General features: G+C 63.7%; 18 protein-coding genes and 1 tRNA gene. 9 read left to right on the top strand and 10 right to left on the bottom strand.

Annotated features, from left to right (window positions below):
- Positions 1-117 precede the first annotated feature (117 nt).
- On the top strand, positions 118-2,067 hold the full coding sequence (locus ACYU03_RS12360) for a hypothetical protein (protein WP_461891106.1): 1,950 nt from the start codon (positions 118-120) through the stop codon (positions 2,065-2,067).
- Between the two features lie 43 nt (positions 2,068-2,110).
- On the opposite strand, the gene ACYU03_RS12355 is transcribed toward ACYU03_RS12360, so the two are convergent.
- Together ACYU03_RS12355 and ACYU03_RS12350 are read right to left on the bottom strand one after the other, a co-directional pair.
- Entirely contained in the window at positions 2,111-3,394 is a 1,284-nt protein-coding gene (locus tag ACYU03_RS12355; protein WP_461891104.1) for a Zn-dependent hydrolase, read from the bottom strand.
- Positions 3,395-3,438: 44 nt separating this feature from the next.
- Positions 3,439-4,926: an NCS1 family nucleobase:cation symporter-1 gene (locus ACYU03_RS12350; RefSeq protein WP_461891102.1), complete on the bottom strand. Its 1,488-nt coding sequence runs from the start codon at positions 4,924-4,926 to the stop codon at positions 3,439-3,441.
- A 345-nt stretch (positions 4,927-5,271) separates the two neighbouring features.
- Here ACYU03_RS12350 and hydA point away from each other — a divergent pair, with 345 nt between their 5' ends.
- The 3 genes from hydA (at position 5,272) to preA (ending at position 9,437) form a co-directional block, all read left to right on the top strand.
- Positions 5,272-6,711, top strand: coding sequence for a dihydropyrimidinase (gene hydA / locus ACYU03_RS12345; RefSeq protein WP_461891100.1), 1,440 nt, complete (start codon positions 5,272-5,274; stop codon positions 6,709-6,711).
- Positions 6,712-6,795: 84 nt separating this feature from the next.
- Positions 6,796-8,163, top strand: coding sequence for an NAD(P)-dependent oxidoreductase (locus ACYU03_RS12340; RefSeq protein WP_461891098.1), 1,368 nt, complete (start codon positions 6,796-6,798; stop codon positions 8,161-8,163).
- Positions 8,160-9,437 (top strand): NAD-dependent dihydropyrimidine dehydrogenase subunit PreA, encoded by a 1,278-nt coding sequence (preA, locus tag ACYU03_RS12335; protein ID WP_461891453.1) that lies wholly within the window; start codon positions 8,160-8,162, stop codon positions 9,435-9,437. The genes ACYU03_RS12340 and preA overlap by 4 nt, the downstream gene beginning before the upstream one ends.
- Before the next feature lie 63 nt (positions 9,438-9,500).
- Here the strand turns inward: preA and ACYU03_RS12330 are convergent, their stop codons facing one another.
- The 6 genes from ACYU03_RS12330 to ACYU03_RS12305 form a co-directional block, all read right to left on the bottom strand.
- A complete protein-coding gene (locus tag ACYU03_RS12330) occupies positions 9,501-10,121 on the bottom strand; it encodes a TetR family transcriptional regulator C-terminal domain-containing protein (protein WP_461891096.1) in 621 nt (206 codons plus the stop codon).
- A gap of 104 nt (positions 10,122-10,225) precedes the next feature.
- Positions 10,226-11,188 (bottom strand): quinone oxidoreductase family protein, encoded by a 963-nt coding sequence (locus tag ACYU03_RS12325; RefSeq protein ID WP_461891094.1) that lies wholly within the window; start codon positions 11,186-11,188, stop codon positions 10,226-10,228.
- Positions 11,189-11,368: 180 nt separating this feature from the next.
- Positions 11,369-11,509 carry a hypothetical protein gene (locus ACYU03_RS12320; protein WP_461891092.1) on the bottom strand — a complete coding sequence of 47 codons (141 nt, stop codon included), beginning with the start codon at positions 11,507-11,509 and terminating at the stop codon, positions 11,369-11,371.
- An 89-nt stretch (positions 11,510-11,598) separates the two neighbouring features.
- A complete protein-coding gene (gene mhpA, locus ACYU03_RS12315; RefSeq protein WP_461891090.1) occupies positions 11,599-13,227 on the bottom strand; it encodes a bifunctional 3-(3-hydroxy-phenyl)propionate/3-hydroxycinnamic acid hydroxylase MhpA in 1,629 nt (542 codons plus the stop codon).
- Between the two features lie 102 nt (positions 13,228-13,329).
- Positions 13,330-14,250: a VOC family protein gene (locus tag ACYU03_RS12310; protein ID WP_461891088.1), complete on the bottom strand. Its 921-nt coding sequence runs from the start codon at positions 14,248-14,250 to the stop codon at positions 13,330-13,332.
- Positions 14,251-14,327: 77 nt separating this feature from the next.
- On the bottom strand, positions 14,328-15,161 hold the full coding sequence (locus tag ACYU03_RS12305) for a fumarylacetoacetate hydrolase family protein (protein ID WP_461891087.1): 834 nt from the start codon (positions 15,159-15,161) through the stop codon (positions 14,328-14,330).
- 173 nt (positions 15,162-15,334) lie between these two features.
- Here ACYU03_RS12305 and ACYU03_RS12300 point away from each other — a divergent pair, with 173 nt between their 5' ends.
- The 5 genes from ACYU03_RS12300 to ACYU03_RS12280 all read left to right on the top strand — a co-directional run bounded on the left by ACYU03_RS12300 (position 15,335) and on the right by ACYU03_RS12280 (position 21,837).
- Positions 15,335-16,039, top strand: a complete 705-nt coding sequence (locus ACYU03_RS12300; protein ID WP_461891085.1) for a GntR family transcriptional regulator — start codon at positions 15,335-15,337, stop codon at positions 16,037-16,039.
- A gap of 217 nt (positions 16,040-16,256) precedes the next feature.
- Positions 16,257-17,912 carry an MFS transporter gene (locus ACYU03_RS12295; protein WP_461891083.1) on the top strand — a complete coding sequence of 552 codons (1,656 nt, stop codon included), beginning with the start codon at positions 16,257-16,259 and terminating at the stop codon, positions 17,910-17,912.
- The gene (locus tag ACYU03_RS12290) at positions 17,909-19,078 is read left to right on the top strand and encodes an HlyD family secretion protein (protein WP_461891081.1); all 1,170 of its coding nucleotides are present in this window, start codon (positions 17,909-17,911) and stop codon (positions 19,076-19,078) included. The genes ACYU03_RS12295 and ACYU03_RS12290 overlap by 4 nt, the downstream gene beginning before the upstream one ends.
- Positions 19,079-19,344: 266 nt before the next feature.
- A complete protein-coding gene (locus ACYU03_RS12285) occupies positions 19,345-19,725 on the top strand; it encodes a RidA family protein (protein WP_461891079.1) in 381 nt (126 codons plus the stop codon).
- Positions 19,726-19,848: 123 nt separating this feature from the next.
- Positions 19,849-21,837, top strand: coding sequence for a peptidase U32 family protein (locus tag ACYU03_RS12280; RefSeq protein WP_461891077.1), 1,989 nt, complete (start codon positions 19,849-19,851; stop codon positions 21,835-21,837).
- Between the two features lie 238 nt (positions 21,838-22,075).
- Here ACYU03_RS12280 and ACYU03_RS12275 read toward each other — a convergent pair.
- Positions 22,076-22,150, bottom strand: a tRNA-Gln gene (locus ACYU03_RS12275).
- 219 nt (positions 22,151-22,369) lie between these two features.
- Positions 22,370-23,701: an MFS transporter gene (locus tag ACYU03_RS12270; protein ID WP_461891075.1), complete on the bottom strand. Its 1,332-nt coding sequence runs from the start codon at positions 23,699-23,701 to the stop codon at positions 22,370-22,372.
- Positions 23,702-23,727 lie beyond the last annotated feature (26 nt).

Raw genomic sequence — 23,727 nt, 5'->3', positions numbered from 1 at the left:
CTATGCGCCGAGCAAGGTGGCAATTCATTGGCGCAGCGTGCTACGACTGATCTATACCCTTTGTAACCGTCTCACCACCTTTACAATTTTCCGGCAGCTACCGACGCGAAGGAACGTATGAAACGATCGCTTTTGGTATTGATGCTTGTCTCCAGCAGCCTGGCCCATGCCGCGCCCATGCGTTGGGGCGACATTCGCGATGGCAGCCTGTACCTGCAGCCGGGTCGCGACGATAAGGTGCGCGTCAGTTGGGTACCGGCCTGGCAAACCAGCGCCAACGAAGAGCGCATCTACCTGCTTGACGGCAAGGGGCAACTGCGAGGCGAGCGCTTCATTGCATCCCGCGAAGGCCGCGGCCAGCAAACCTGGCCATTGCCCGCCAGTGCCGCCAGTTACCGTGTGGAAGTGCCGGGCTACAGTTTCAGGCGCTACCGCTTTGAACATGACGACAACACGGTCGCCCTGTTCGCGCCGACCAAAGTGCATTTCAGCGCCGAAACCGCGAACGATACCGAGCTTTACTTCAAGGTCCGCGGCGGTGAACAGGCCATCCTCTCGGGCAAGTATTTCGGTGGTGTCAAAGCCCTGCAGGCCGAGCGCCTGAGCGATGGCACCAAGGTTGTACTGACGCTCGCCGCCCACCGGGATTACCCACGCTTCGACCAGGTTGCCCTGCCAATTGCCGACACCGACCAAGCCTGGCGCTTGCGCCTGCAAGGCAGTGGCAAGGCCGCCTTCTGGCTGGACGGCACGGCCAACCTGTTCGCCCAACGCCCGCAGCATCTGCAACCGCTGCGCCAGGACAGCGGCCGCACCGAACTCAACCTGCATAGCGACGTGCTCGGTCCCACGCCGCGCCTGGGCATCGCCATGCCCTACCTGCTGCCGCCACCGGCAAGCCATGCCGCGCTCGATGCCCTCAAGCCACGCGCAGCCGGTTTCTACAGCGTCGTCGACATCATGGCCAGCCGGCCCCATTACGAAGATGCCTTCCGGCGCTTTTACCAGGACCGCGCCGGTATCGACATGAATGTCACTTTGCTCGGCGGTAGCCATCGCAAGGCCGACCTGCAAGCCAACAGCCAGAGCATCGCCGGTCTCGACGCCTGGCTGGCAGCCACCGTAGCCCTGGGAGGCAAAGGCACCCACTATCTGTCATTTGCCGACGAACCCAATTACAACTACCGCGACTACGCCACCTACAAGCGCTTCTTCGACACCATGGACCGCCAGGTGCGCGAGTACCCAGGCGCACGCGAAGCCGGTGTACGCATTGCCATGCCCGCGAGTTCGCGCCTGGTCAACGGGCCGTTCACGCCACAAGGGGCCCAGCGCCGCGGCATCGATTGGGCCCGACGCTTGCTCGCTGAGTCGGGGCCGCAGATCGATGCCCTGGCCTGGCACGAGTGGATGATCCGCGACCTGCTGGCCACCCGGGTCTACCGCGACCATGTGCGCCAAGCGGCCGAGGTGGTTGGCTTGCAAGCCAACGGCCGGCCACGCAAGGCACTCTTGCTGGACCAGACCAATATCTCCAGTGGTTCGAGCGTGAGCCCCTACGAACAGGAGACGCACTTCGCCTCCTTGTGGTGGGCCTCGGTCGCCATCAACTCAGCCCAGGATGGCCTGCTCGATGTGCTCAACTGGTTCCAGGCTGCCGACGATCCCGACCACCTCAAAGGCATGATCCGCCTGCCAGGCCCAGACCGCTTCGAACTCAAGCCGGTGGGCCTTGCGCAACAATTCATGCAGGCGCACTGGCTCGATCAGGTCCAGCGCCTGGACAACAGCGCGTTCGAAGTCGATGCCCTGGCCATGGCTCGGGGCCAACAGCGCAGCGTGCTGGGCGTGAACAAGGGCGAACGCCTGCAGCAGGTCAGCCTGCAGGGCGCAGGCAGCGCTTGCCCGTCCCTCACCCTCTTCGGCCCCGACAGCCGGAGCCGCGAGGCCGCGATCGATTGCCGGAGCGGTCGTATCCATTTTGCAGTGCCTGGCGAAACCCTGTTCGCCTTGACCTGGAACGCCCCTGAAAGCGGCCATGCCAGGTCGATGACGGCGATGCCATAGCCACTAAGGCGCAGCGATCGAGCGCGGCGCCCGCCCTGTGGGGCTACGCGGCTTCCCTTCCCTGCGCCACCGCCTGGGCAGCCACCAACATCGCGCGCAACAGCACCGCACAGCCATCGGCCAGGTCCTCTGGCGCGGCATTCTCGATTTCGTTGTGGCTGATCCCGCCTTCACAGGGCACGAAGATCATCCCCGCCGGCCCCAGGTCGGCCAGGAAGATCGCGTCATGCCCGGCACCGCTGACGATGTCCATGTGCGACAAGCCCAACCCCTGGGCCGCACTGCGCACCGCCTCGACACAACCCTGGTCGAAATACAACGGCGGGAAGTCGGCGGTCGGTATCAGGGTGTGGCTCAGCCCATGCTGCTGGCAGGTGCTGCTGATCACCTCGCGTACCTGGGCGATCATCGAGTCTAGCCGCGCCGGCTCCAAGTGACGGAAGTCCAGCGTCATGCGCACCTCGCCCGGAATCACGTTGCGCGAACCCGGATAGGCCTGCAGGCAACCCACCGTGCCACAGGCATGGGGCTGGTGCTCCAGTGCCACGCGGTTGACCGCCGCCACTACCGCGCTGGCACCGACCAGGGCGTCCTTGCGCAGGTGCATCGGCGTTGGCCCGGCATGGGCCTCGACGCCGCGCAGGGTCAGGTCGAACCACTTCTGGCCGAGGGCGCCGAGGACTACGCCGATGGTCTTGTGTTGATCTTCGAGGATCGGCCCCTGCTCGATATGGGCTTCAAAGTAGGCCCCCACCGGATGCCCACTGACCGCCCGCGGCCCGGCATAGCCGATGGCATCGAGCGCCTCGCCTACCGTGACACCCTCGGCGTCGGTCTTGGCCAGGGTTTCCTCCAGGGTGAACTTTTCCGCGAACACCCCTGAGCCCATCATGCACGGCGCAAAGCGCGAGCCCTCTTCGTTGGTCCAGACCACCACCTCCAATGGCGCCTCGGTTTCGATCCCCAGGTCATTGAGGGTACGCATGACCTCAAGCCCCGCCAGTACCCCGAAGCAACCGTCGAATTTGCCGCCGGTGGGCTGGGTGTCGATATGGCTGCCGGTCATCACTGGTGGCAGTTGCGGGTTGCGCCCTGGGCGGCGGGCGAAGATGTTGCCGACCCCGTCGATGCTCACACTGCACCCCGCTTCCTGGGTCCATTTGACGAACAGGTCTCGGGCCTGGCGGTCCAGGTCGGTCAGGGCCAGGCGGCACACCCCGCCCTTGGCCGTGGCCCCCAGTTGGGCCAGTTCCATCAGCGACTGCCACAGCCGTTCACCGTTGATATGACGCAGGTTCGATTGCAGAACGTCCTGAGTGCTTTGCATGGGGTTCTCCTCATCAGGTTTCCGGCCTCTGCGGGCCATGAACGTCACACAGTGGGTTTGAGGCTGGCGCTGCGCGCAGCCTTCAGGCTGCCCAGGGCGTAATAGATCAGGCCACCGAGGGCGGAGCCGGTGAACCAGCCGAAGTCGTAGAACCAACTGAAAGCCTGGCTGTGCAACGACAGAAGGGTCAGCACCACCGGTACGCCGAAGGCGATGAAACCGTCGATGTTCCATGCCGGGTAGGTGTCGTCGCGGTAGAGGCCGGCCAGGTCCAGGGTCTGCTTGCGGATCAGGAAGTAGTCCACCACCATGATGCCGGCGATGGGCCCAAGCAGGCTCGAATAGCCCAGGAGCCAGTTGGAATAGACGCTTTCCAGGCTTACGTCGCTGACGATCCAGCCGAGCTTCTTCAGCAGCTCATGGCCCATCAGCAGCAGCCCAACCAGGCCGGTCAGCAGCACCGCCGTCTTGCGCCCGATCCACTTCGGCGCCAGGTTCTGGAAGTCATTGGTGGGCGAGACAATGTTCGCCGCGGTGTTGGTCGACAGTGTGGCGATGATGATCAAGGCCATGGCCAGGGCCACCCACACCGGGCTCTGGATATGCCCGATCAGGCTGACCGGGTCGGATACCGTCTCGCCGACCAGCGACGCCGACGCGGCCGTAAGCACCACGCCCAGGGCGGCGAACAGGAACATGGTCAGCGGCAGGCCGAGAATCTGCCCGAGTATCTGGTCCTTCTGGCTTTTGGCGAAGCGGCTGAAGTCGGGAATGTTCAGCGACAGGGTGGCCCAGAAGCCGACCATCGCCGTCAGCCCGGCGAAGAAGTAGCCCGCCACGCTGGCCCCTTCCGGACGCTTGGGAGGCTGGGCCATCAGCTCGCTGATCGAGACGTTGGGCAAGGCCCACACCAGCAGCCCCGCACCAACCAATACCAGCAAGGGCGCCGAGAGGACTTCCAGCCACTTGATCGACTCGGCGCCACGCAGCACCACCCACAGGTTCAGGCACCAGAACAGGACGAAGCCAATCACCTCGCCGGTCCCGCCCAAGGCCTTCCAGTCCGCCGACAGCGAGCCGAGGAACAGGTGGATGGCCAGGCCGCCGAACAGGGTCTGGATGCCGAACCAGCCACAGGCCACCAGGGCGCGGATCAGGCACGGCACGTTGGAGCCGATGATACCGAACGAGGAGCGCAGCAATACCGGAAAGGGAATGCCGTACTTGGTGCCGGGAAAGGCATTGAGGGTCAAGGGGATCAGCACCACGGTGTTGGCAAGGAGGATCGCCAACAGCGCCTCGCCCACCGTCAGGCCGAAATAGGCGGTCAGCACACCGCCCAAGGTGTAGGTCGGCACGCAGATCGACATGCCGACCCAGAGTGCGGTGATGTGCCACTTGTTCCAAGTACGCTCCTGAACCTTGGTCGGGGCGATGTCGTGGTTGTACCGGGGGCTGTCGAGAACGTCGCTGCCGGCGTCGAGTTCATACAAGCCGTCGCGTTCGCTCACCTGCGATCTGGTCTGCTGCATGGCTGCTCCACTTTGTTGTGTTTTTTTTGCTCATCGAAACGATGGCTGGAGTACTTGCACGGGCATAAGGGCTATCACGGTTACCCCTGAGAAATCTTGACCATTTCCACAACCTGTCAAGAACGACAGGACCACTGGTCATGCTGACAAAGCACTTAAAATTCAATTTATTACTTATTTTTCAATCAGTTAAATTGGATATAAGTTTATAAATTAATTATTTGCCCTAACCGGTAACAGCTACTAAATTCAATTCCTGACAGCGGTGACAGGTTTTCTCCTGCGCTGCAATCAGTACAAAACCTAGAACCGGCAATAACCGGTCAAGCCTGCGAGGAGCCTCTGATGACGCTTATGATTCGTGGCGCCACCCTGATTACCCATGAGGAAAGTTTCCGCGCCGACGTGCTTTGTGCCGACGGCGTGATCAAGGCCATCGGCACTGACCTCGACGTTCCCACCGGCTGCGAAATACTCGATGGCAGCGGCCAGTACCTGATGCCCGGCGGTATCGACCCGCACACCCACATGCAACTGCCCTTCATGGGCACGGTGGCCAGCGAGGACTTCTACAGCGGCACCGCCGCAGGTCTTGCCGGCGGCACCACCTCGATCATCGACTTCGTCATTCCCAACCCGCAGCAATCGCTTCTGGAGGCCTTCCACCAGTGGCGCGGCTGGGCCGAGAAATCGGCCTCCGACTACGGCTTCCACGTCGCCATCACCTGGTGGAGCGAGCAAGTGCGCGAGGAGATGGGCGAGTTGGTCAGCCAGCACGGCATCAACAGTTTCAAGCACTTCATGGCCTACAAGAACGCGATCATGGCCGCCGACGACACCCTGGTCGCCAGCTTCGAGCGCTGCCTGGAACTGGGCGCGGTGCCCACCGTGCATGCCGAGAACGGCGAGCTGGTCTACCACCTGCAACGCAAGCTGCTCGCCCAAGGCATCACCGGCCCCGAGGCGCATCCGCTGTCGCGCCCGGCGCAGGTCGAAGGCGAAGCCGCCAGCCGTGCCATCCGGATCGCCGAGACCCTGGGCACGCCGTTGTACCTGGTGCATGTCTCGACCCGCGAAGCACTGGATGAAATCAGCTATGCCCGGGGCAAGGGCCAGCCGGTGTACGGTGAAGTGCTGGCCGGCCACCTGTTGCTCGACGACAGCGTCTACCGTCATCCCGACTGGCAGACCGCAGCCGGTTACGTCATGAGCCCGCCCTTCCGCCCACGCGGCCATCAGGAGGCGCTGTGGCACGGCCTGCAGTCAGGCAACCTGCACACCACCGCCACTGACCACTGCTGCTTCTGCGCCGAACAGAAAACCGCCGGGCGCGACGACTTCAGCCGCATCCCCAACGGCACCGCCGGTATCGAGGACCGCATGGCCGTGCTCTGGGACGAAGGGGTCAACAGCGGCAAGTTGTCGATGCAGGATTTCGTCGCCCTGACCTCCACCAATACGGCGAAGATCTTCAACCTGTTCCCGCGCAAGGGCGCCCTGCGCGCGGGCGCCGATGCCGACCTGGTGCTGTGGGACCCGCAAGGCACCAGGACCATCTCGGCCGCCACCCACCATCAACAGGTGGACTTCAACATCTTCGAAGGCAAGACCGTGCGTGGCATCCCCAGCCACACCATCAGCCAGGGCAAGCTGGTCTGGGCCAATGGCGATTTGCGCGCCGAGCGCGGCGCCGGGCGCTATATCGAGCGGCCGGCGTATCCAGCGGTGTTCGACCTGCTCAACAAGCGGGCCGAGCAGCAGCGCCCCAGCGCCGTCAAGCGCTGAGAAAAGCGCCACGCGCGCTCCGGCCGCCAGGGAAGGCAAAGCCTTCCCGACAGCCCCCACAATAAGAAACCTGAGGAAACCACCGTGATCGAGTCCCTCAACCACCTCCCCCGGCCGAGTGCCGACAACGCCACCCTGGCCGAGCACTTCAGCGACCTCGTCCCTGCGCTAAACGCCCGCCAGGCCGCCCTGGAAGCCTCGCGCTGCCTGTACTGCTACGACGCCCCCTGCGTCAACGCCTGTCCCAGCGACATCGATATCCCCTCGTTCATCCGCAACATCCACCAGGAGAACGTCCAAGGCGCAGCGCAGAAGATTCTTTCGGCCAACATCCTCGGCGGCAGCTGTGCGCGGGTCTGTCCGACCGAGATCCTCTGTGAGCAGGCCTGCGTGCGCAACCATCACCAGGAGTGCGCGCCAGTGCTGATCGGCCAGTTGCAGCGCTATGCCCTGGACCATGCCGAATTCACCGAGCACCCATTCCAGCGCGCGGCCAGCACCGGCAAGCGCATTGCAGTGGTCGGCGCCGGCCCCGCCGGCTTGTCGTGCGCCCACCGCCTGGCCTGGCACGGCCATGATGTGGTGATCTTCGAAGCCCGGCCCAAGGCCGGCGGACTCAACGAATACGGCATCGCCAAGTACAAGGTGGTCGACGACTTCGCCCAGCGCGAAGTGGACTTCGTCCTGCAGATCGGCGGTATCGAGATCCGCCACGGCCAGGTGCTGGGTGACAACCTGAGCCTGGGCGACTTGCAGCAGCAGTTCGATGCGGTGTTCCTCGGCCTGGGGCTGAACGCCAGCCGCCAACTGGCGCTGGCCGATGAAAGCGCTCCCGGCATACTGGCCGCCACCAACTACATCCGCGAACTGCGCCAGGCCGAGGACCTCACCGCCCTGCCCCTGGCCGATCGCTGCATCGTACTGGGCGCTGGCAATACCGCCATCGACATGGCCGTGCAGATGGCCCGCCTCGGCGCCCGCGATGTCAACCTGGTGTACCGGCGAGGCCTCGAAGACATGGGCGCCACCGAGCACGAACAACACATCGCCAAGGAAAACCAGGTACGCCTGCTGACCTGGGCCCAGCCCGAACAAGTGCTGCTGGACGACCAGGGCCGGGTGCGGGGCATGCGCTTTGCCCGTACGCGCAATGTCGACGGTCGCCTGCAAACCACCGGGGAAAGCTTCGAGCTGGCCGCCGATGCGATCTTCAAGGCCATCGGCCAGGCCTTCGACGACCAGGCCCTGAGCGACAGCAGCGCACAAACCCTGGCCCGCGACGGTGAACGCATTCGTGTCGACGAGCAGATGCGCACCAGCCTCCCCGGCGTATATGCCGGGGGTGACTGCACCCACCTGGGCCAGGACCTCACGGTCCAGGCCGTGCAACACGGCAAGCTGGCCGCCGAGGCCATCCATGCCCAACTGATGCTCAATGTGGAGGCCGCATAATGGCTGACCTGTCGATCGAATTCGCTGGCATCAAGGCCCCCAACCCCTTCTGGCTGGCTTCAGCGCCGCCCACCGACAAAGCCTACAACGTCGTCCGTGCCTTCCAGGCCGGCTGGGGCGGCGTGGTCTGGAAGACCCTTGGCGAGGACCCGGCCGCCGTCAACGTCTCATCGCGCTACTCGGCCCACTATGGGGTCAACCGCGAGGTCATGGGCATCAACAACATCGAGCTGATCACCGACCGCTCGCTGGAGATCAACCTGCGTGAAATCACCCAGGTGAAAAAGGACTGGCCCGACCGGGCGCTGATCGTGTCGCTGATGGTGCCCTGCGTCGAAGCGTCCTGGAAGGCCATCCTGCCACTAGTGGAGGCCACCGGCGCCGACGGTATCGAGCTGAACTTCGGCTGCCCCCACGGCATGCCCGAGCGCGGCATGGGCGCGGCGGTCGGCCAGGTGCCGGAGTACGTCGAGCAAGTGACGCGCTGGTGCAAGCAGTACTGCTCGTTGCCGGTCATCGTCAAGCTCACCCCCAACATCACCGACATCCGCCAGTCCGCCCGCGCCGCCCACCGTGGCGGTGCCGATGCGGTGTCGCTGATCAACACCATCAACTCCATCACCAGCGTCGACCTGGAGCGCATGGTCGCCCTGCCGATCGTCGGCGACATGAGCACCCATGGCGGCTACTGCGGCTCGGCGGTCAAGCCGATCGCCCTGAACATGGTCGCCGAGATCGCCCGCGACCCTGCCACCCATGGCCTGCCGATCTGCGGCATCGGTGGCATCGGCAGCTGGCGCGATGCCGCCGAATTCATCGCCTTGGGCTGCGGTGCCGTGCAAGTCTGCACGGCGGCCATGCTTCATGGTTTTCGCATCGTCGAAGACATGAAAGATGGCCTCTCGCGCTGGATGGACAGCCAGGGCTACCGCAGCCTGCAAGACTTCAGCGGCCGCGCCGTGGGCCACACCACCGACTGGAAGTACCTGGACATCAACTACCAGGTCATCGCCAGGATCGACCAGGAGGCCTGCATCGGTTGCGGACGTTGCCATATCGCCTGCGAAGACACCTCGCACCAGGCCATCGCCAACCTCAAGCAGCCCGACGGCAGCCACCGCTACGAGGTGATCGATGCCGAATGCGTAGGCTGCAACCTGTGCCAGATCACCTGCCCGGTGCAGGACTGCATCGAGATGGTGCCCCAGGACACCGGTAAGCCGTTCCTCGACTGGCTGCATGATCCACGCAACCCCTACCGCGAAGCATCCTGAACGGTAGGCAAAAACAACGAGGGGGATCGTCGATCCCCCTCGTCGCATTCCCCTCAGTACAGGTCAGGGCTCCAGCCCGATCCCCCGTAAGATCACGCTGGTCACCGTCTGCACCGCCCGCTCGAACTGCAGGTCGGTCAACGGTTGGTGATCGTTGAGCAAGCCGACCTGGTGGCTGAAATCGGCATAGTGCTGGGTCGAGGCCCAGATCATGTAGAGCAGACCCGACGGTTCCACCGGCAAGATGCGGCCATCGTCGATCCACTGGCGGATCTTGGCCTCCTTCATCTTCGCCCAGTCGTACAACGGGTCGTCCAGGGCCGCCCCGAGGTTGGGCGCGCCGTGAATGATTTCGTTGGCCCAGACCTTGGAACCATAGGGTCGGGTCCGTGAATGGTTCATCTTGGCGCGGATATAGCTGGAGAGAACGATCCGTGGGTCATCGTAGAGTTCGAAGCACAACGCGTCCTGCTTCCACACTTCGAGCAAGCCGAACAGCACCGCCTGGTACAGCTCGGCCTTGGTACTGAAGTAGTAATGCACGTTGCTGCGCGGCAACTGCACCGCCTCGGCGATATCGGCCATGGCCGCGCCGGCGAAGCCTTTTTCTGCGAAGACCTGTTCGGCCGCCAGGAGGATGTTGTCGACGTTGCGTTGGCGAATACTGAGCTTGTGCCGGGTCATACCCAAATCCATTGCGGGTCACCCTGCAAGACTACCACCAGCACCCACGGATTCGAGCAACGCAGGGCAAAAAGAGTGCATGCAGGGCATGCCCGCTGGCGACATCACGGCAAGGTGAACACGATGCGCTCGCGGGCGTTGCGTTGCCAGGCCGATTCGACCTCGCTCAACGGCACCGCTTCGGCCTCCACTTCAAGTCCAGCGGTGCCTATCGCCTGCAACAGTTGCCCCACCACCTTCACCAGGCCTTCGTTAGACACACTGCCCAAGCCGCTGCCAAGCATTTCCAGGCCAGAGCTGCGCAGCGCTCCCGGGCTCATCGACAAGTGAGCGCCCGCCAGCGCGCCAATATTGACGAAGCGCAGCCGTGGCGCGGCCTCGCCGCTGCCATGGCTGACGACCGCATCGAGGATGCACGCGGCGGGCGGCCCCCAGAGGTAGTCGAGGACGACATCGATACCGTGGCCATGGATTTGCTCACGCAGCGCGGCAGTCAACTGTTCGGCCGGTTGGTCGAGACAGATGAACTCATCCGCGCCCAGTTCACGCAGTTCCGCCTCCACCGTCCGGTTGCGCGCGGTAGCGACCACCCGCGAAGCGCCCAGGTGCTTGGCCACCTGTATGGCCAGACGCCCGGAGGTGCCAGCGGCACCGTTGATCAGCACCCGCTCGCCGGGTTCGAAGCGCGCCCGCTCCTGCAGCGCTGCCCAGGACGACATGCCGGGATTGGCGATCGCCGCAGCGGTGATGTCATCGACGGCATCAGGTACAGGCACGCAATAGCGCGCGTCCACCGCCACGGTCTCGGCCATGGCGCCGATGGGCGTGCGGGGAAAGGCGAAGTACACCCGGGTGCCATCTTCCAACAGGCCGACGCCATCGGCGCCAGGCACTACCGGCAGGGTCTTGCCACTGCTGTAATGCTTGCCACTGGCCTGGGCGCGCACCAGTTGGCTGAGCGCGGCGGCGCGGACCCGCACCAACACTTCGCCAGGCGCGGCCTGCGGCGGGTCGATCTCGCCATAGCGTGGTGGCTGGTCAAAGGAATGGACAATGGCAGCTCTCATGGTGTTACTCCGATCATTCAGGGTCATTGGGGCTGGTAGCGGGTAGACAGGTCTAATGGAGCATTGGCTCCCGACAGTGCTGGAGTGGAAACAGGATAGTCGCGGCCAATTATGAAGTAGAACAGCGCTTCGATCATGGTGGTCAGTTGCAAGCGATCTCGACCGTTGCCGTAGGGACGGTCATGAGTGCAGGCTGCCCCACTCCAGGCCTTCATCGGACATGCCGGTGAGCGGCAGATTGCTCAGGCCCTCCTTGCGTTCATCATGCTTGGAACGGTTGTTGCGCGCGTAACCAAGCCAGGACGGCCAGGACCGCACCAAGGCACTTTCACCTTGATGCTATGCATCGATCTGTCTCTTGTTGTTTTCAGAACGACGCCGCGAAGGCATGTCCCCCGCGGCATCTGGACCTACACCTGGGCCGCGAGCGGCTGGTTCTGCCGTGGGGTACCCCCACGGGCCTCCTGGATGTCGAGGTCGCGGCGCAGCGCATCGAGCAATTGCGGCAGTTCGCCGAGGTCGCTAACGCCGCCATAGATGTAGAAGTCCGGGCGCACCAGCACTGCTTGCAACCCTGCGTCATCGAAGAAGCGGTGATATTTGCCGGACAGGTCGCGGCAAGTGCCCGGGGCACCGTCCAGACTCAGGCGCACGGCTTGGACCTGCAGATGCTCGAGTACCGCCTTGTGCGCCGCGTCCAGGCCGGTCAGTGGGTCGTCACCGATGCTCAGCAGATGGAAGCCTCGGCCGAAAATATCGTCATAACGCTGGCGACGCCCGTCATGCTCGATTTCGCCATGTACGCCCAGGCAACCCGCCGGAGCACAGACAGCCCCCGTGCGCGGCTCCTTGTGCACCGCGCCACCGGTCAGGCCAGGGAACGGCGGCAAAGGCGGCACTTCACCGGCGAGGAACGCCGCATCACGCTCGGCGGCTTTTTGCGGGTCAGCCACGCAAACGACCTTGCCCATCTCGACCGAAGCATCGATCACTGCGCGGATCTGGGGTTTGCGTTCTAGGGTGTAGCTGTCCAACAGTCGTTCGGAGCACAGGCCTTTGAAGACCAGGTCCAGGCGCCAGGACAGGTTCCAGGCGTCACGGATCCCTGAGCACATCCCTTGCCCCATGAACGGCGGCATCAGGTGCGCGGCGTCGCCTGCCAGCAGTACTCGACCGTGGCGCCAGGTCTCGGCGATACGCGAGCGGAACTGATAAACCGCATGGCGCACCAGGGTGGCGGTGTCCGGGGTGACCCAGGGCGACAGCAACTCCCAGACCTTGTCCGGGTTCTGCAGGTCCTCCATGGTCTCGTGGGGCAGGCGCATGAACTCCCAACGGCGATATCCAGGCCCTCCAGGCACCATGGTGGTCGGCCGCGCCGGGTTGCACCACTGACCGATATCCGGCACGTCCAGTTCGACGCCTGGCTTAGGTTGCAGATCGACCACCAACCAGTCTTCCTGGAAGCCCAGGTCCTGCCAGTCGATGCCGCATTGTTGACGTATCAGGCTGTTGGCGCCGTCGGCACCGATCACATAGCGTGCCCGTACCTGGCATTCTTCGCCAGGCTGCGGCTGGCCCTCCCGCTGGGTACGGCGCATACGCAGTTCGCAGCCCCGGGCATCCTGGCTCAGCTCCAGCACCTCCCAGCCCTGGTGGATCTGGACGTTGCCAATGGCTTTAGCGGTGCGGTCGAGGATGGCTTCCAGGCCCGGTTGGTTGAACAGGTAACCAAAGGGGCCGTCACTGATCGACTCGGCAGACCAGTCGATCTCCACCAGCACTTTCCAATCGGCGTTGAACCACTGGTAGCACGCGGAAGGCTGGGAAATCTTTTGCAGCTCTTGCTCCAGCCCCATCATGCGAAAGACGCGGCGAATCTCATGGTCGTGGAATACCGCGCGCGGCAGTGGGTAAAGGGATTGCCAGCGCTCATACACGGCAACGTTGTAGCCCATGCGTCCGAGGAGGATGGCAAGGGTCTGCCCGACGGGGCCGTAACCGACGATGGCTACGTCATGAATCTTGTTTTCGTTCATCTGTGCTGACCTGAAACCGGGTGGGTTTTAGGCAAGCCGCTCCCCGCCTCCCTCTGGATGCAGGGAGGTGTCCGGGCCAGAGCGGCCTGCTTCGCTGGGGCGTTAGCCCTTGACGGGCGCGCTGTCCGTCTCGGTGTTGAGGACGAAGTACTCGGGGACATTCGGCCCCCACAGGTACAACGAGTTCTCTGGCGGGAAGTCGCCCGCCGGCCATTGACTGCCCGCGGCGATGAAGTCCATGTCCGCCGAGTACTCGCAGAACGATCCCCAGGGATCACGGACGTAATGGAAGTAGTTGGAGCCCAGGCAATGCCGCCCGGTGCCCCAACCTTCCCGGAAGCCTGCGTTGGCCATCTGCTCGGCACCGTTGCCGACGTCGTCGACGCTGTCGACTTCCCAGGCAGCGTGATGGAAGCCCTTGGCGCTGCTCTTGCAGAAAGCCATCAGGTGGTGATCGCAGCCATGGGGGGCGTGGGTGAACGCAATGATGTCCTGGGAGTGGTCGGACAGCCGCAGGCCCAAGGCGTGGGCGTAGAATTCGACGGCGCGAGGCACGTCGGGACTGAACAGCAGTACATGGGACAAGCGCCGCGGACGCACCTGAGCCACCGCATCGCGGGTGCAGGCGCCGCGCACGGCCGCTTGCGGTACAGCCAGCGGATGCTTGTGGTCGGGCATATGCTTGGCGCCAGTCTTTACCTGTAGCAGGTTGCCGTCAGGGTCATGGAACCAGAAGCCCTCGCCGTCGCCCTCCACGAATGTGGCACCGGCGGCTTCGGCTTGCTGGCGCAAGGCGTCATAGTCCTCGGCAAAGCAGTTCAAGCTGAGGTAAGCCAAGCTCTTGCGCTGGCCGGGCAATATCCTTGCCCAGCGGTGGCCATCGGCGGCCCTGAGCTCCAGGCCGTCCGGGGTTTCGCCAACGTCCAGGCCGAAGCTGGCGAAAAATGCCCGCGCATCGGCTAGCGAAGGCACGAACAGAGCGTAATGATCGATCGAATGCACACCACGGGTCGTGATATTCATGATCGCCTCCATTGTTGTTCTTTCGTCGAAGCCTCGGAGCGGGAGGCTTCGATCTGGCCGGGAATGCCCGGAATCAATCAAGCTTCGTCGACGATGGGGTTGACCAGGGTGCCGATACCTTCGATGGACACTTCAACGACATCACCCGCCTTCAGGTAGACCTTCGGATCCATGCCGAAACCAACGCCGGCCGGGGTACCGCTGACGATCACATCGCCCGCTTCCAAGGTCACCGCCTCACTGAGGGTGGAGATGATGGTGGCCACGTCGAACAGCATGTCGTCCGTGTTGGCCGACTGCACCACCTTGCCGTTGACGCGGGTCTGCAACAGCAGGCCCTTGCCGCCCGCCGGCAGTTCATCCGCCGTCACCAGGTCCGGGCCGAAAGCGCCGGTGTCGTCGAAGTTCTTGCCGACTGTCCACTGCGGCGACTTGAACTGGTACTCGCGCACCGAACCTTCGTTGAACAACGCATAGCCAGCCACATGCTGCAGTGCCTGCTCTTTTGCAATATGGCGACCACCGCTCTTGAGTACCACCGCCATCTCGCCCTCGTAATCCAAGGTGTCGGAGATACGCGGGCGGATCAGCGGCTTGTTGTGCGCGGTGAGGCTGCTGTTGAAGCGCGGGAACAGCGTCGGATAGTCCGGCTGGGCGTAAGGCGATTCCTTGGTGTGGTCGGCGTAGTTCAGGCCGACGCAGATGATCTTGCCGGGTTTGCTCATCAACGGAAGGTAGTCCTGCTCGCCAACCTCGACCAGCTCGCCCTGCGCCTCGGCGCCGTATGTTGCCAGGTCCACGCCACGTGCCAGCAACGACTCCAGCGATTCCTCGCCGAGCACCCTGACGCCTTCGGCAGTACGAACGCCCAGCACCGGGCGACCTTGATGGGAGAAACGAACGTAACGCATGGAACTCACCTCTTGTTGTGATTCGTGACGGCCGCCAGGCAGAGCGGCATGGGCCCTAAGCTAATCCGAGTAAAATATGTCGTCAACGATAAAATATATTTTTTAAAGAATTATCGACAAAGCGCTTCATTGTGTATGATTTGCTCCATCAACCCTCATCCGTGGTACAGCCCATGAACCGAGCCGAACGCTGGGCGCCGCAGCCCGTAGCCTCGGAAAAACGCACCATGGCCTCGCAACTGGAGGCCCGGGTCCGCGAAGACATCATCAACGGCCGCCTGGCACCGGGCAGCCGCCTGCGCCTCAAGGAACTGGCCGAGCACTACGACGCCGGGGTGATCCCATTGCGTGAGGCGCTATCGCGCCTGGCCACCAGCGGCTTCGTGTCCTCGGAAGACCAGAAAGGCTTCAGTGTCGGCCGCATCTCCGCAGAAGAAATTCTCGACATCACCAGAACGCGCCTGCTCATCGAATGCCAGGCGCTGGCCGAGTCCATCCGCCATGGCGACCTGGAGTGGGAAAGCCAACTGATCGCCGCCCACCACCGCCTTGACCGCCTGCCCATCGTCGAAGGCCCCGAACGGCTGATGAAGCCGGAGTGGGAAAGCGCCCATGAGGCTTTTCACCAGGCGTTGATCGCCAACTGCCGCTCCCCGTGGCTATTGCGCCTGTCGCACATGCTGCGCGACCAGACCTCGCGCTACCGCATGCTCTCGGTGCATTACGCGGACAGCGCCGAGCGTGATGTGCCTGGTGAACACCGCGCTCTGCTCGATGCCGCCCTGGCGCGCGACGTCGACAAAGCCTGCGCCCTGCTCGCCCAGCATTACGAGACCACCACCCGCAGCGTGCTCAGCCATCACGCGCTCAAGTGCTGAGCCTCCCGCTCCCGTACTTCGCATGCCCGGCCCATCGCGGGCCCCACTCCGAGTCGAGCGGGCCCGCGCCTACCACAGGAATACTGGCCTGTATCCGCTGGCGCTGAGCCTTTGCGCTTGCAAGCATGTGACGACAGTGGACGCCTGGTTGTCGCACAGGAAGGTGTAATCACGAAGATTGGCATTGTTATGATTGCCAAAACGATCAGGCGAACGAATGGATAAGTTCACACCGCGCGAATGGCTGCCCCATGAAAAGCCCGCAATGCCAGGGTCGCCGTCCACGCCCTTGCACCCGCCGGCAAAACGACTTGCCTACGGGGTGGTCGGCCTGCTGGTCGCGATCACCGGTGGCCTGGGCAATGCGCTGGTTACGGCAAATCTGCAATTCCTGCAAGGGGCCCTGGGGGCGACCACGGCGGAAATGGCCTGGCTGCCGGCGGCCTTCGTGATGACCAACGTCTCGATGAACCTGTTGCTGGTGAAGTTCCGCCAGGAGTTCGGGTTACGGGCGTTCACTGAGGTCTTTCTGGTGTTGTATGCGCTGGTGACCTTCGCCCACCTGTTCGTCAACGACCTGAATTCGGCCATCGCGGTGCGCGCGGCCCACGGCATGGTGGGTGCAGCGCTGAGTTCGCTGGGTCTTTACTACATGATCCAGGCATTCCCGGCCAAATGGCGCTTGAAAGCCCTGGTCCTGGGCCTGGGCGCCTCGCAGTTGGCGCTGCCGCTGGCACGGATCTTCTCTGATGACCTGCTGCAGATCGCCGAATGGCGAGGCTTGTACCTGTTCGAGCTGGGCCTGGCGCTGACCGCATTGGGCTGCGTGCTCATGCTCAAGCTACCGCCGGGTGACCGCTTCAAGACCTTCGAGCCCCTGGACTTCCTGACATTCGCCATCCTCGCCAGCGGCGTTGCCTTGTTGTGCGCGGTGCTGTCCCTTGGGCGCATCGACTGGTGGCTGGAGGCACCGTGGATAGGCATCGCCCTGGCAGCGTCGATTGCCCTGATCATCGGCGGCCTGGCCGTCGAGCACAACCGCAGCAACCCTTTGCTCATGACCCGCTGGCTGGGCAGCGGCGTGGCCATCCGCCTGGCGCTGTGCGTGATCCTGATCCGCATGGTCACCTCCGAGCAGTCCACCGGCGCAGTGGGGTTCCTGCAAGCGTTGAACATGAGCAGCGAGCAGATGCGCAGCCTGTATTTCGTCATGCTGCTCGGCGCGGTTTCAGGGCTGGTGGTCAGCGCGTTGACGATCAATCCGCAGCACCTGGTGCTGCCGCTGTTCATTGCCTTGGCGCTGATGGCCACCGGCGCGTTCATGGACAACAGCTCCAGCAACCTGACCCGGCCAGCGCAGATGTACCTCAGCCAGTTCCTCCTGGCCTTTGGCAGCACCTTCTTTCTCGGACCGACCATGGTCCTGGGCATCAGCCATGTCCGGGCCAACCCGCGCAACCTGATCAGCTTCTCGGTGATGTTCGGCATCTGCAACAACCTTGGCGGCCTGATCGGCGCAGCCTTGCTAGGCACTTACCAGATCGTGCGGGAGAAGTACCATTCCAGCCATATCGTCGAGCAGTTGACCTTGCTCGACCCACTTGTACTGAGCCGTGTGCAGGGTGGCGGCGCTGGCTACGCGGGCGTGATCGGCGACCCATCGCTGCGCACCGATGTCGGCATCCGCCTGCTGGCCAACGCCGCGACACGCGAAGCGAACATCATGGCCTACAACGATGTCTTCACCCTGATCGGCTGCATCGCCATACTGACCATGGTCTGGATCTTCATCCGTAGCCTGTGGCTGCGGTACAACGCTCGCACCGCCGACCTGACCGCGACTTCCAACCCTAGTGGCGCTTCCGCTCAATGACCGAACCGACTACCACGACCACCACCGCCATCGCCGAAACCCCCGAAGGGGTGGCGCCGCCCTCCTCGCCTACCAGCCAATCGCGCTCGACACGGATGAAGGTCCTGTCCTCGCTGATCTTCACCAGCGTGGCGGTCGTCGGCGTATTGGTGGTGCTCTATGCCTGGCAACTGCCACCGTTCAGCAGCGCCATCGAGTCGACCGAAAACGCGCTGGTGCGCGGCCAGGTCACCATCATCGGCCCGCAGCTCAGTGGCTATGTGTTCGAAGTGCCGGTGCAGGACTTTCAGTTCGTCAAGGCCGGTGACCTGCTGGTGCGCCTCGATGACCGCATCTACAAGCAGCGCCTGCACCAGGCGCAAGCGCAACTCGAACAACAGCAGGCGGCACTGGCCAATAACCTGCAACAGCGCAAGAGCGCCGAGGCCACCATCGTGCAACGCCAGGCAGCGATCAACGACAGCGCTGCCCAAGCGCAGAAGAGCCGCGCCGACCTGCGCCGCAATGAGGAACTGGTGCGCGACGGCTCGGTCTCGCGCAGTGACCTGGACATCACCCGCGCCGCCTATGCCAAGGCCATCGCCGCTCTGGAACAGGCCAAGGCGGCACTGGAAATCGCCAGGCAGGACTTGCAGACCGTAATCGTCAACCGCGCCTCGCTGGAGGCTTCGGTCGAAAATGCCCGGGCCGCGCTGGAAATGGCGCGCATCGACCTGGACAACACCCGCGTCACTGCGCCACGCGACGGGCAGTTGGGGCAGATCGGCGTGCGCCTGGGCGCCTATGTCAATTCAGGTGCCCAGTTGATGGCCCTGGTGCCCGATACGCTCTGGGTGATCGCCAACATGAAGGAAACCCAGATGGACAAGGTGCGCGTCGGCCAACCGGTGACCTTCACCGTCGACGCCCTCAACCACCTCAAGCTGCGCGGCCATGTGCAGCGCATCTCCCCGGCCACCGGCTCCGAGTTCGCCCTGCTGCAGGCGGACAACGCCACCGGCAACTTCGTCAAGATCGCCCAGCGCATTCCGGTACGCATCAGCGTCGACCCTGAGCAACCGCAGGCGCAGCGCTTGCGGCCGGGCATGTCGGTGGTCGTCAGCATCGATACCCAGTACATCGTGGAAAGCGATCGCGAGGGCTCGGCCACGCCAGTGCAGGACTGAAGTTGTCATATTCACGCGGCGCCCTTCAGAATGCCCCGCGCCGTAATGCTGTTCACTCAAGCTGGAGAGCCTTCAGGTGGGGCTGCTATGTAGTCCATCGTGACACAAGGCCGCTCCCACAAAGAGCTTTGCAAGCGGCCTTGTGTCGCGATGGGACGCGCAACGGCCCCAAACCATACGACAGATGTCTTGAGTGAACTGCATTACCCGCGCGCCGGCCATTCAGCGCCGACGCTTTCATTGTTAACCACGAGCAAAAGATCACCATGGCAAATCAGGACATCACTTTCATTCCCGACCCCGATCCGGCGTCCATCTCCTCCGACGTCGCCGGTTTCGGCGGCCTGCTGGTCTCCACCCAGATCCCCACCCGCGCCGATGGCAACCTGGAGCTTGGCGGCATCGTCGAACAGTCCGAGTGCACGCTACAGGCCCTCAAGGTCGCCCTGGAGAAAGCCGGCAGCTCCATGGACCGGGTCCTGCACTTGACCATCTACCTCACCGACATGGCCGACCGCGCCGCCTTCAACGAGGTTTACCAGCGCTTCTTCAGCAAGCCCTGGCCAGTGCGCGCCGCCGTTGGCGTGGCCTCCCTGGCGGTCGAAGGCATGCGTGTGGAAGTCACGGCGATGGCGGCCAAGGGCTGAGCCACTGTTGCAGGCGGCGGCCCTGCTCGGGCAGCGGCCGCCACCGGGCAGCATACGGATGCCCCCCAGGCGTTTCACGGCTACAATGCGCGCCTTGACCGTGACCAGCCTGACCAAAAGAATATGTCCCTGCCCAAACATCACCTGGAATTGCTCAGCCCTGCGCGCGACGTGAACATCGCCCGCGAGGCTATCCTGCACGGCGCCGACGCCGTGTACATCGGTGGCCCGAGCTTCGGCGCGCGCCACAACGCCTGCAACGACGTCAGCGATATCGCCCAGTTGGTGGAATTCGCCCGGCGCTACCACGCACGGGTGTTCACCACCATCAACACCATCCTCCACGACAACGAGCTGGAACCGGCGCGCGCGCTGATCCACCAGTTGTACGACGCCGGTGTCGACGCGCTGATCGTCCAGGACCTGGGGGTCATGGAGCTGGACATCCCGCCGATCGAACTGCACGCCAGCACCCAGACCGACATCCGCACCCTGGCGCGGGCCAAGTTCCTCGACCAGGCTGGCTTCTCCCAACTGGTGCTGGCCCGCGAGCTGAACCTCAAGGAAATCCGCGCCATCGCCGACGAGACCGACGCGGCGATCGAGTTCTTCATCCATGGCGCGCTGTGCGTGGCCTTCTCCGGCCAGTGCAACATCTCCCACGCCCAGACCGGCCGCAGCGCCAACCGTGGCGACTGCTCCCAGGCCTGCCGCTTGCCCTATACCCTCAAGGATGACCAGGGCCGTGTGGTCGCCTACGAAAAGCACCTGCTGTCGATGAAGGACAACAACCAGAGCGCCAACCTGCGCGCCTTGGTCGATGCCGGCGTGCGCTCGTTCAAGATCGAGGGGCGCTACAAGGACATGGGCTACGTGAAGAACATCACCGCCTACTACCGCCAGCGCCTGGACGAGATCCTCGAAGACCGTCCCGACCTGTCCCGCGCTTCCAGCGGCCGCACCGCGCACTTCTTCGTGCCCGATCCAGACAAGACCTTCCACCGCGGCAGCACCGACTACTTCGTCAGCGAGCGCAAGATCGACATCGGTGCCTTCGACTCACCGACCTTCACCGGCCTGCCGGTGGGTGTGGTCGAAAAGGCCGGCAAGCGCGACCTCATGGTGGTGACCCATGAGCCGCTGTCCAACGGCGACGGCCTCAATGTGCTGGTCAAACGCGAGGTGGTCGGGTTCCGCGCCAACATCGCCGAGCCTAAGGGCGAGTTCGAGGAAGACGGCGCCAAGCGCTACCGCTATCGCGTCGAGCCCAACGAGATGCCGGACGGCCTGCACCGCCTGCGCCCCAACCACCCGCTGAGCCGCAACCTGGACCACAACTGGCAGCAGGCCCTGCTCAAGACCTCCGCCGAGCGCCGTGTCGGCCTGGCCTGGACCGCCCGCCTGCGTGAGGACCGCCTGGAGCTGACCGCCACCAGCGAAGAAGGAGTCAGCGCCAGAGTTGCCTTGGACGGCCCGTTCGGCCTGGCCAACAAGCCACAACAAGCGCTGGAGCAACTGCACGACCTGCTCGGCCAGCTGGGCACCACCCAGTACCACGCCACCGCCATCGAACTGGATGCGCCGCAGGCGTACTTCATCCCCAACTCGCAGCTCAAGGCCTTGCGCCGTGAAGTCATCGAGGCCTTGACCGCCGCGCGTGTCGCGGCCCACCCACGCGGCAGCCGCAAGGCCGAGACCGACCCTGCGCCGGTGTACCCGGAGTCGCACCTGTCGTTCTTGGCCAACGTCTACAACCAGAAGGCCCGCGACTTCTACCACCGCCACGGGGTCAAGCTGATCGACGCGGCCTTCGAGGCCCACGAGGAAACCGGCGAAGTGCCGGTGATGATCACCAAGCACTGCCTGCGCTTCTCCTTCAACCTCTGCCCCAAGCAGGCCAAGGGCGTCACGGGCGTGCGCACCAAAGTGGCGCCGATGCAACTGGTGCATGGCGACGAGGTGCTGACACTGAAGTTCGACTGCAAGCCTTGCGAGATGCATGTGATCGGCAAGATGAAAGGCCACATCCTCGACCTGCCGCAACCTGGCAGCGTGGTGGGGCACATCAGCCCCGAAGACCTGCTCAAGACCATTCCCCGGGCGCCGCACTGAATGGCGCAACGGGGCTTGCCTTGGCCCTGAGATAGAGCGCCGCCTGTGCGGCGCATTTGTCGACCTTATGTCGCGATGCGACGCTCGGGCGGCGCGGGGTCTTGAGGGCACCACAAAACTCTCGACATGCACAGCGCTGCACCGCGCGGGCAGCGCAGGATCTTGAGGACACTGGAAAAACCAAGGCATACACCGCGATGCGACGCGGAACCTTGAGGACACTGGCTAAGATGAGAAATGGCAGGGGCGGCTGGATTCGAACCAACGCATGGCAGGATCAAAACCTGCTGCCTTACCGCTTGGCGACGCCCCTGTAGTGTTGCGGGTGATCTTGCAGTGTGGCGGAGATTGCCTCGCTGCTACACGCCTCTGGGAGGCCCTGTGCAAGAATGCGCGACAATTTATCAGCCATTCTTGCGTCTGTGAAGCCCCAGTCGCAAAAAAATGATTTGAAAACAGCTGCTTACTCAAATATCGGCGGCTCTGCGGGCGCCCGACGACTGCCGTCGGGCCCCCATAGGTCCTTAGAGCCTCAACGGCCAGGCTGGTCCTTGGTCCGCAGGCGCTCAGGCAGGCCCCAGTACAACAACGCCGCAGCCAACAAGCTGGACACGCCGATCACATAGAGCGCAGGGGTGGTGCTACCGGTCAGGTCCTTGATCTGGCCGACCATCACCGGGCTGATGATGCCGCCGAATTGCCCCATGGTGTTGATCAGGGCAATCCCACCGGCAGCCCCCGCCCCGGCACCGGCCAGCAACTTCGGCGGCAACGCCCAGAATGCCGGGATAGAGGCGATGATGCCCGCTCCAAGCAGCGCCAGCGCTACGATCAGGAAGGTGGTGTGCTCGGCGAAGATCCCGGCGCAGAAGAAGCCGATGGCGCCGGCCACCACCAGGCCGCTGACGTACTTGCGGCGCTCGCCACTGGCATCGGACAAACGGCCGATCACCACCATGCTGATGGCCCCACAGATGTATGGCACCGAAGTCAGCAGGCCAATGATCACCGGGCTTTCGGTGCCAGCGCTGCGTATCAGCTGTGGCGCCCAGAAGTTCAGGCCATAGGACGCCACCTGAATGAGGAAGTAGATCAATCCCAGCATCATGAACCCGGGCAACCTCAAGGCGCTGAGCAGCGAACCATGCTTGTTCGGCTCATGGCCGGCGATGCGGCTGGCGAGGTAGGTCTTTTCATCGGCGCTGAGCCAAGGCGCATCCTGAACCCGGTCCTTGAGCACGAACAGTACCGCCAGCCCCAGCGCGACACAGGGCACGCCGCCCAGTAGGAACAACCAGTGCCAGCCGCGCATGCCCATCACGCCGTCCAGGTGGCCCAGCACCAACCCGGAGACCGGCGCGCCGATCAGGCCGGCGAAGGCTGACGCCAGGAACAGGGTCGAGGTGATGCGCCCACGGTAGTTCTGCGGAAACCACAGCGTCAGGTAGTAGAGGACGCCAGGTGCGAAGCCCGCTTCCATCGCCCCGATCAGAAAGCGCAGCACGTAGAACTGCCATTCGGCCGTGACGAACACCATCAGCGCCGTCGCCAGGCCCCAGGACATCATGATCCGGGCGATCCAGCGACGTGCTCCGACTTTGTACAGCATCATGTTGCTCGGCACTTCGAAGAGGACGTAACCGACCACGAACAGGCCGGCGCCCAGCCCATAGGCGGTGTCGCTCAGGCTCAGGTCAGCCTGCAGCTGGAACTTGGCGAAGCTGATGTTGATACGATCGAAAAAGGCGAACAGGTAGCAGACCATGATCAGCGGCATCAGCCGCCAGGCCACCTTGCGGATCAATGCTTTTTCCTGGGTGACCTCGTCGAAGGTACTGCCGAGGTGAGTAGCAGACAGGCTCATGTATGTTCTCCAGACGGGCCTCCCCC

It is taken from the genome of Pseudomonas sp. X10 (genome assembly GCF_054889225.1).
Note: the sequence above shows the minus strand (reverse complement) of the source record. Positions and strands in the feature narration are given on the sequence as shown.

What these genes read in the sequence shown, in the direction of transcription:
- ACYU03_RS12360 (WP_461891106.1), top strand. Translation starts at nt 118, where the DNA reads ATGAAACGATCGCTTTTGGTATTGATGCTTGTCTCCAGCAGCCTGGCC.
- ACYU03_RS12355 (WP_461891104.1), bottom strand. Translation starts at nt 3,394, where the DNA reads ATGCAAAGCACTCAGGACGTTCTGCAATCGAACCTGCGTCATATCAAC.
- ACYU03_RS12350 (WP_461891102.1), bottom strand. Translation starts at nt 4,926, where the DNA reads ATGCAGCAGACCAGATCGCAGGTGAGCGAACGCGACGGCTTGTATGAA.
- hydA (WP_461891100.1), top strand. Translation starts at nt 5,272, where the DNA reads ATGACGCTTATGATTCGTGGCGCCACCCTGATTACCCATGAGGAAAGT.
- ACYU03_RS12330 (WP_461891096.1), bottom strand. Translation starts at nt 10,121, where the DNA reads ATGACCCGGCACAAGCTCAGTATTCGCCAACGCAACGTCGACAACATC.
- ACYU03_RS12325 (WP_461891094.1), bottom strand. Translation starts at nt 11,188, where the DNA reads ATGAGAGCTGCCATTGTCCATTCCTTTGACCAGCCACCACGCTATGGC.
- mhpA (WP_461891090.1), bottom strand. Translation starts at nt 13,227, where the DNA reads ATGAACGAAAACAAGATTCATGACGTAGCCATCGTCGGTTACGGCCCC.
- ACYU03_RS12310 (WP_461891088.1), bottom strand. Translation starts at nt 14,250, where the DNA reads ATGAATATCACGACCCGTGGTGTGCATTCGATCGATCATTACGCTCTG.
- ACYU03_RS12305 (WP_461891087.1), bottom strand. Translation starts at nt 15,161, where the DNA reads ATGCGTTACGTTCGTTTCTCCCATCAAGGTCGCCCGGTGCTGGGCGTT.
- ACYU03_RS12300 (WP_461891085.1), top strand. Translation starts at nt 15,335, where the DNA reads ATGAACCGAGCCGAACGCTGGGCGCCGCAGCCCGTAGCCTCGGAAAAA.
- ACYU03_RS12295 (WP_461891083.1), top strand. Translation starts at nt 16,257, where the DNA reads ATGGATAAGTTCACACCGCGCGAATGGCTGCCCCATGAAAAGCCCGCA.
- ACYU03_RS12290 (WP_461891081.1), top strand. Translation starts at nt 17,909, where the DNA reads ATGACCGAACCGACTACCACGACCACCACCGCCATCGCCGAAACCCCC.
- ACYU03_RS12285 (WP_461891079.1), top strand. Translation starts at nt 19,345, where the DNA reads ATGGCAAATCAGGACATCACTTTCATTCCCGACCCCGATCCGGCGTCC.
- ACYU03_RS12280 (WP_461891077.1), top strand. Translation starts at nt 19,849, where the DNA reads ATGTCCCTGCCCAAACATCACCTGGAATTGCTCAGCCCTGCGCGCGAC.
- ACYU03_RS12270 (WP_461891075.1), bottom strand. Translation starts at nt 23,701, where the DNA reads ATGAGCCTGTCTGCTACTCACCTCGGCAGTACCTTCGACGAGGTCACC.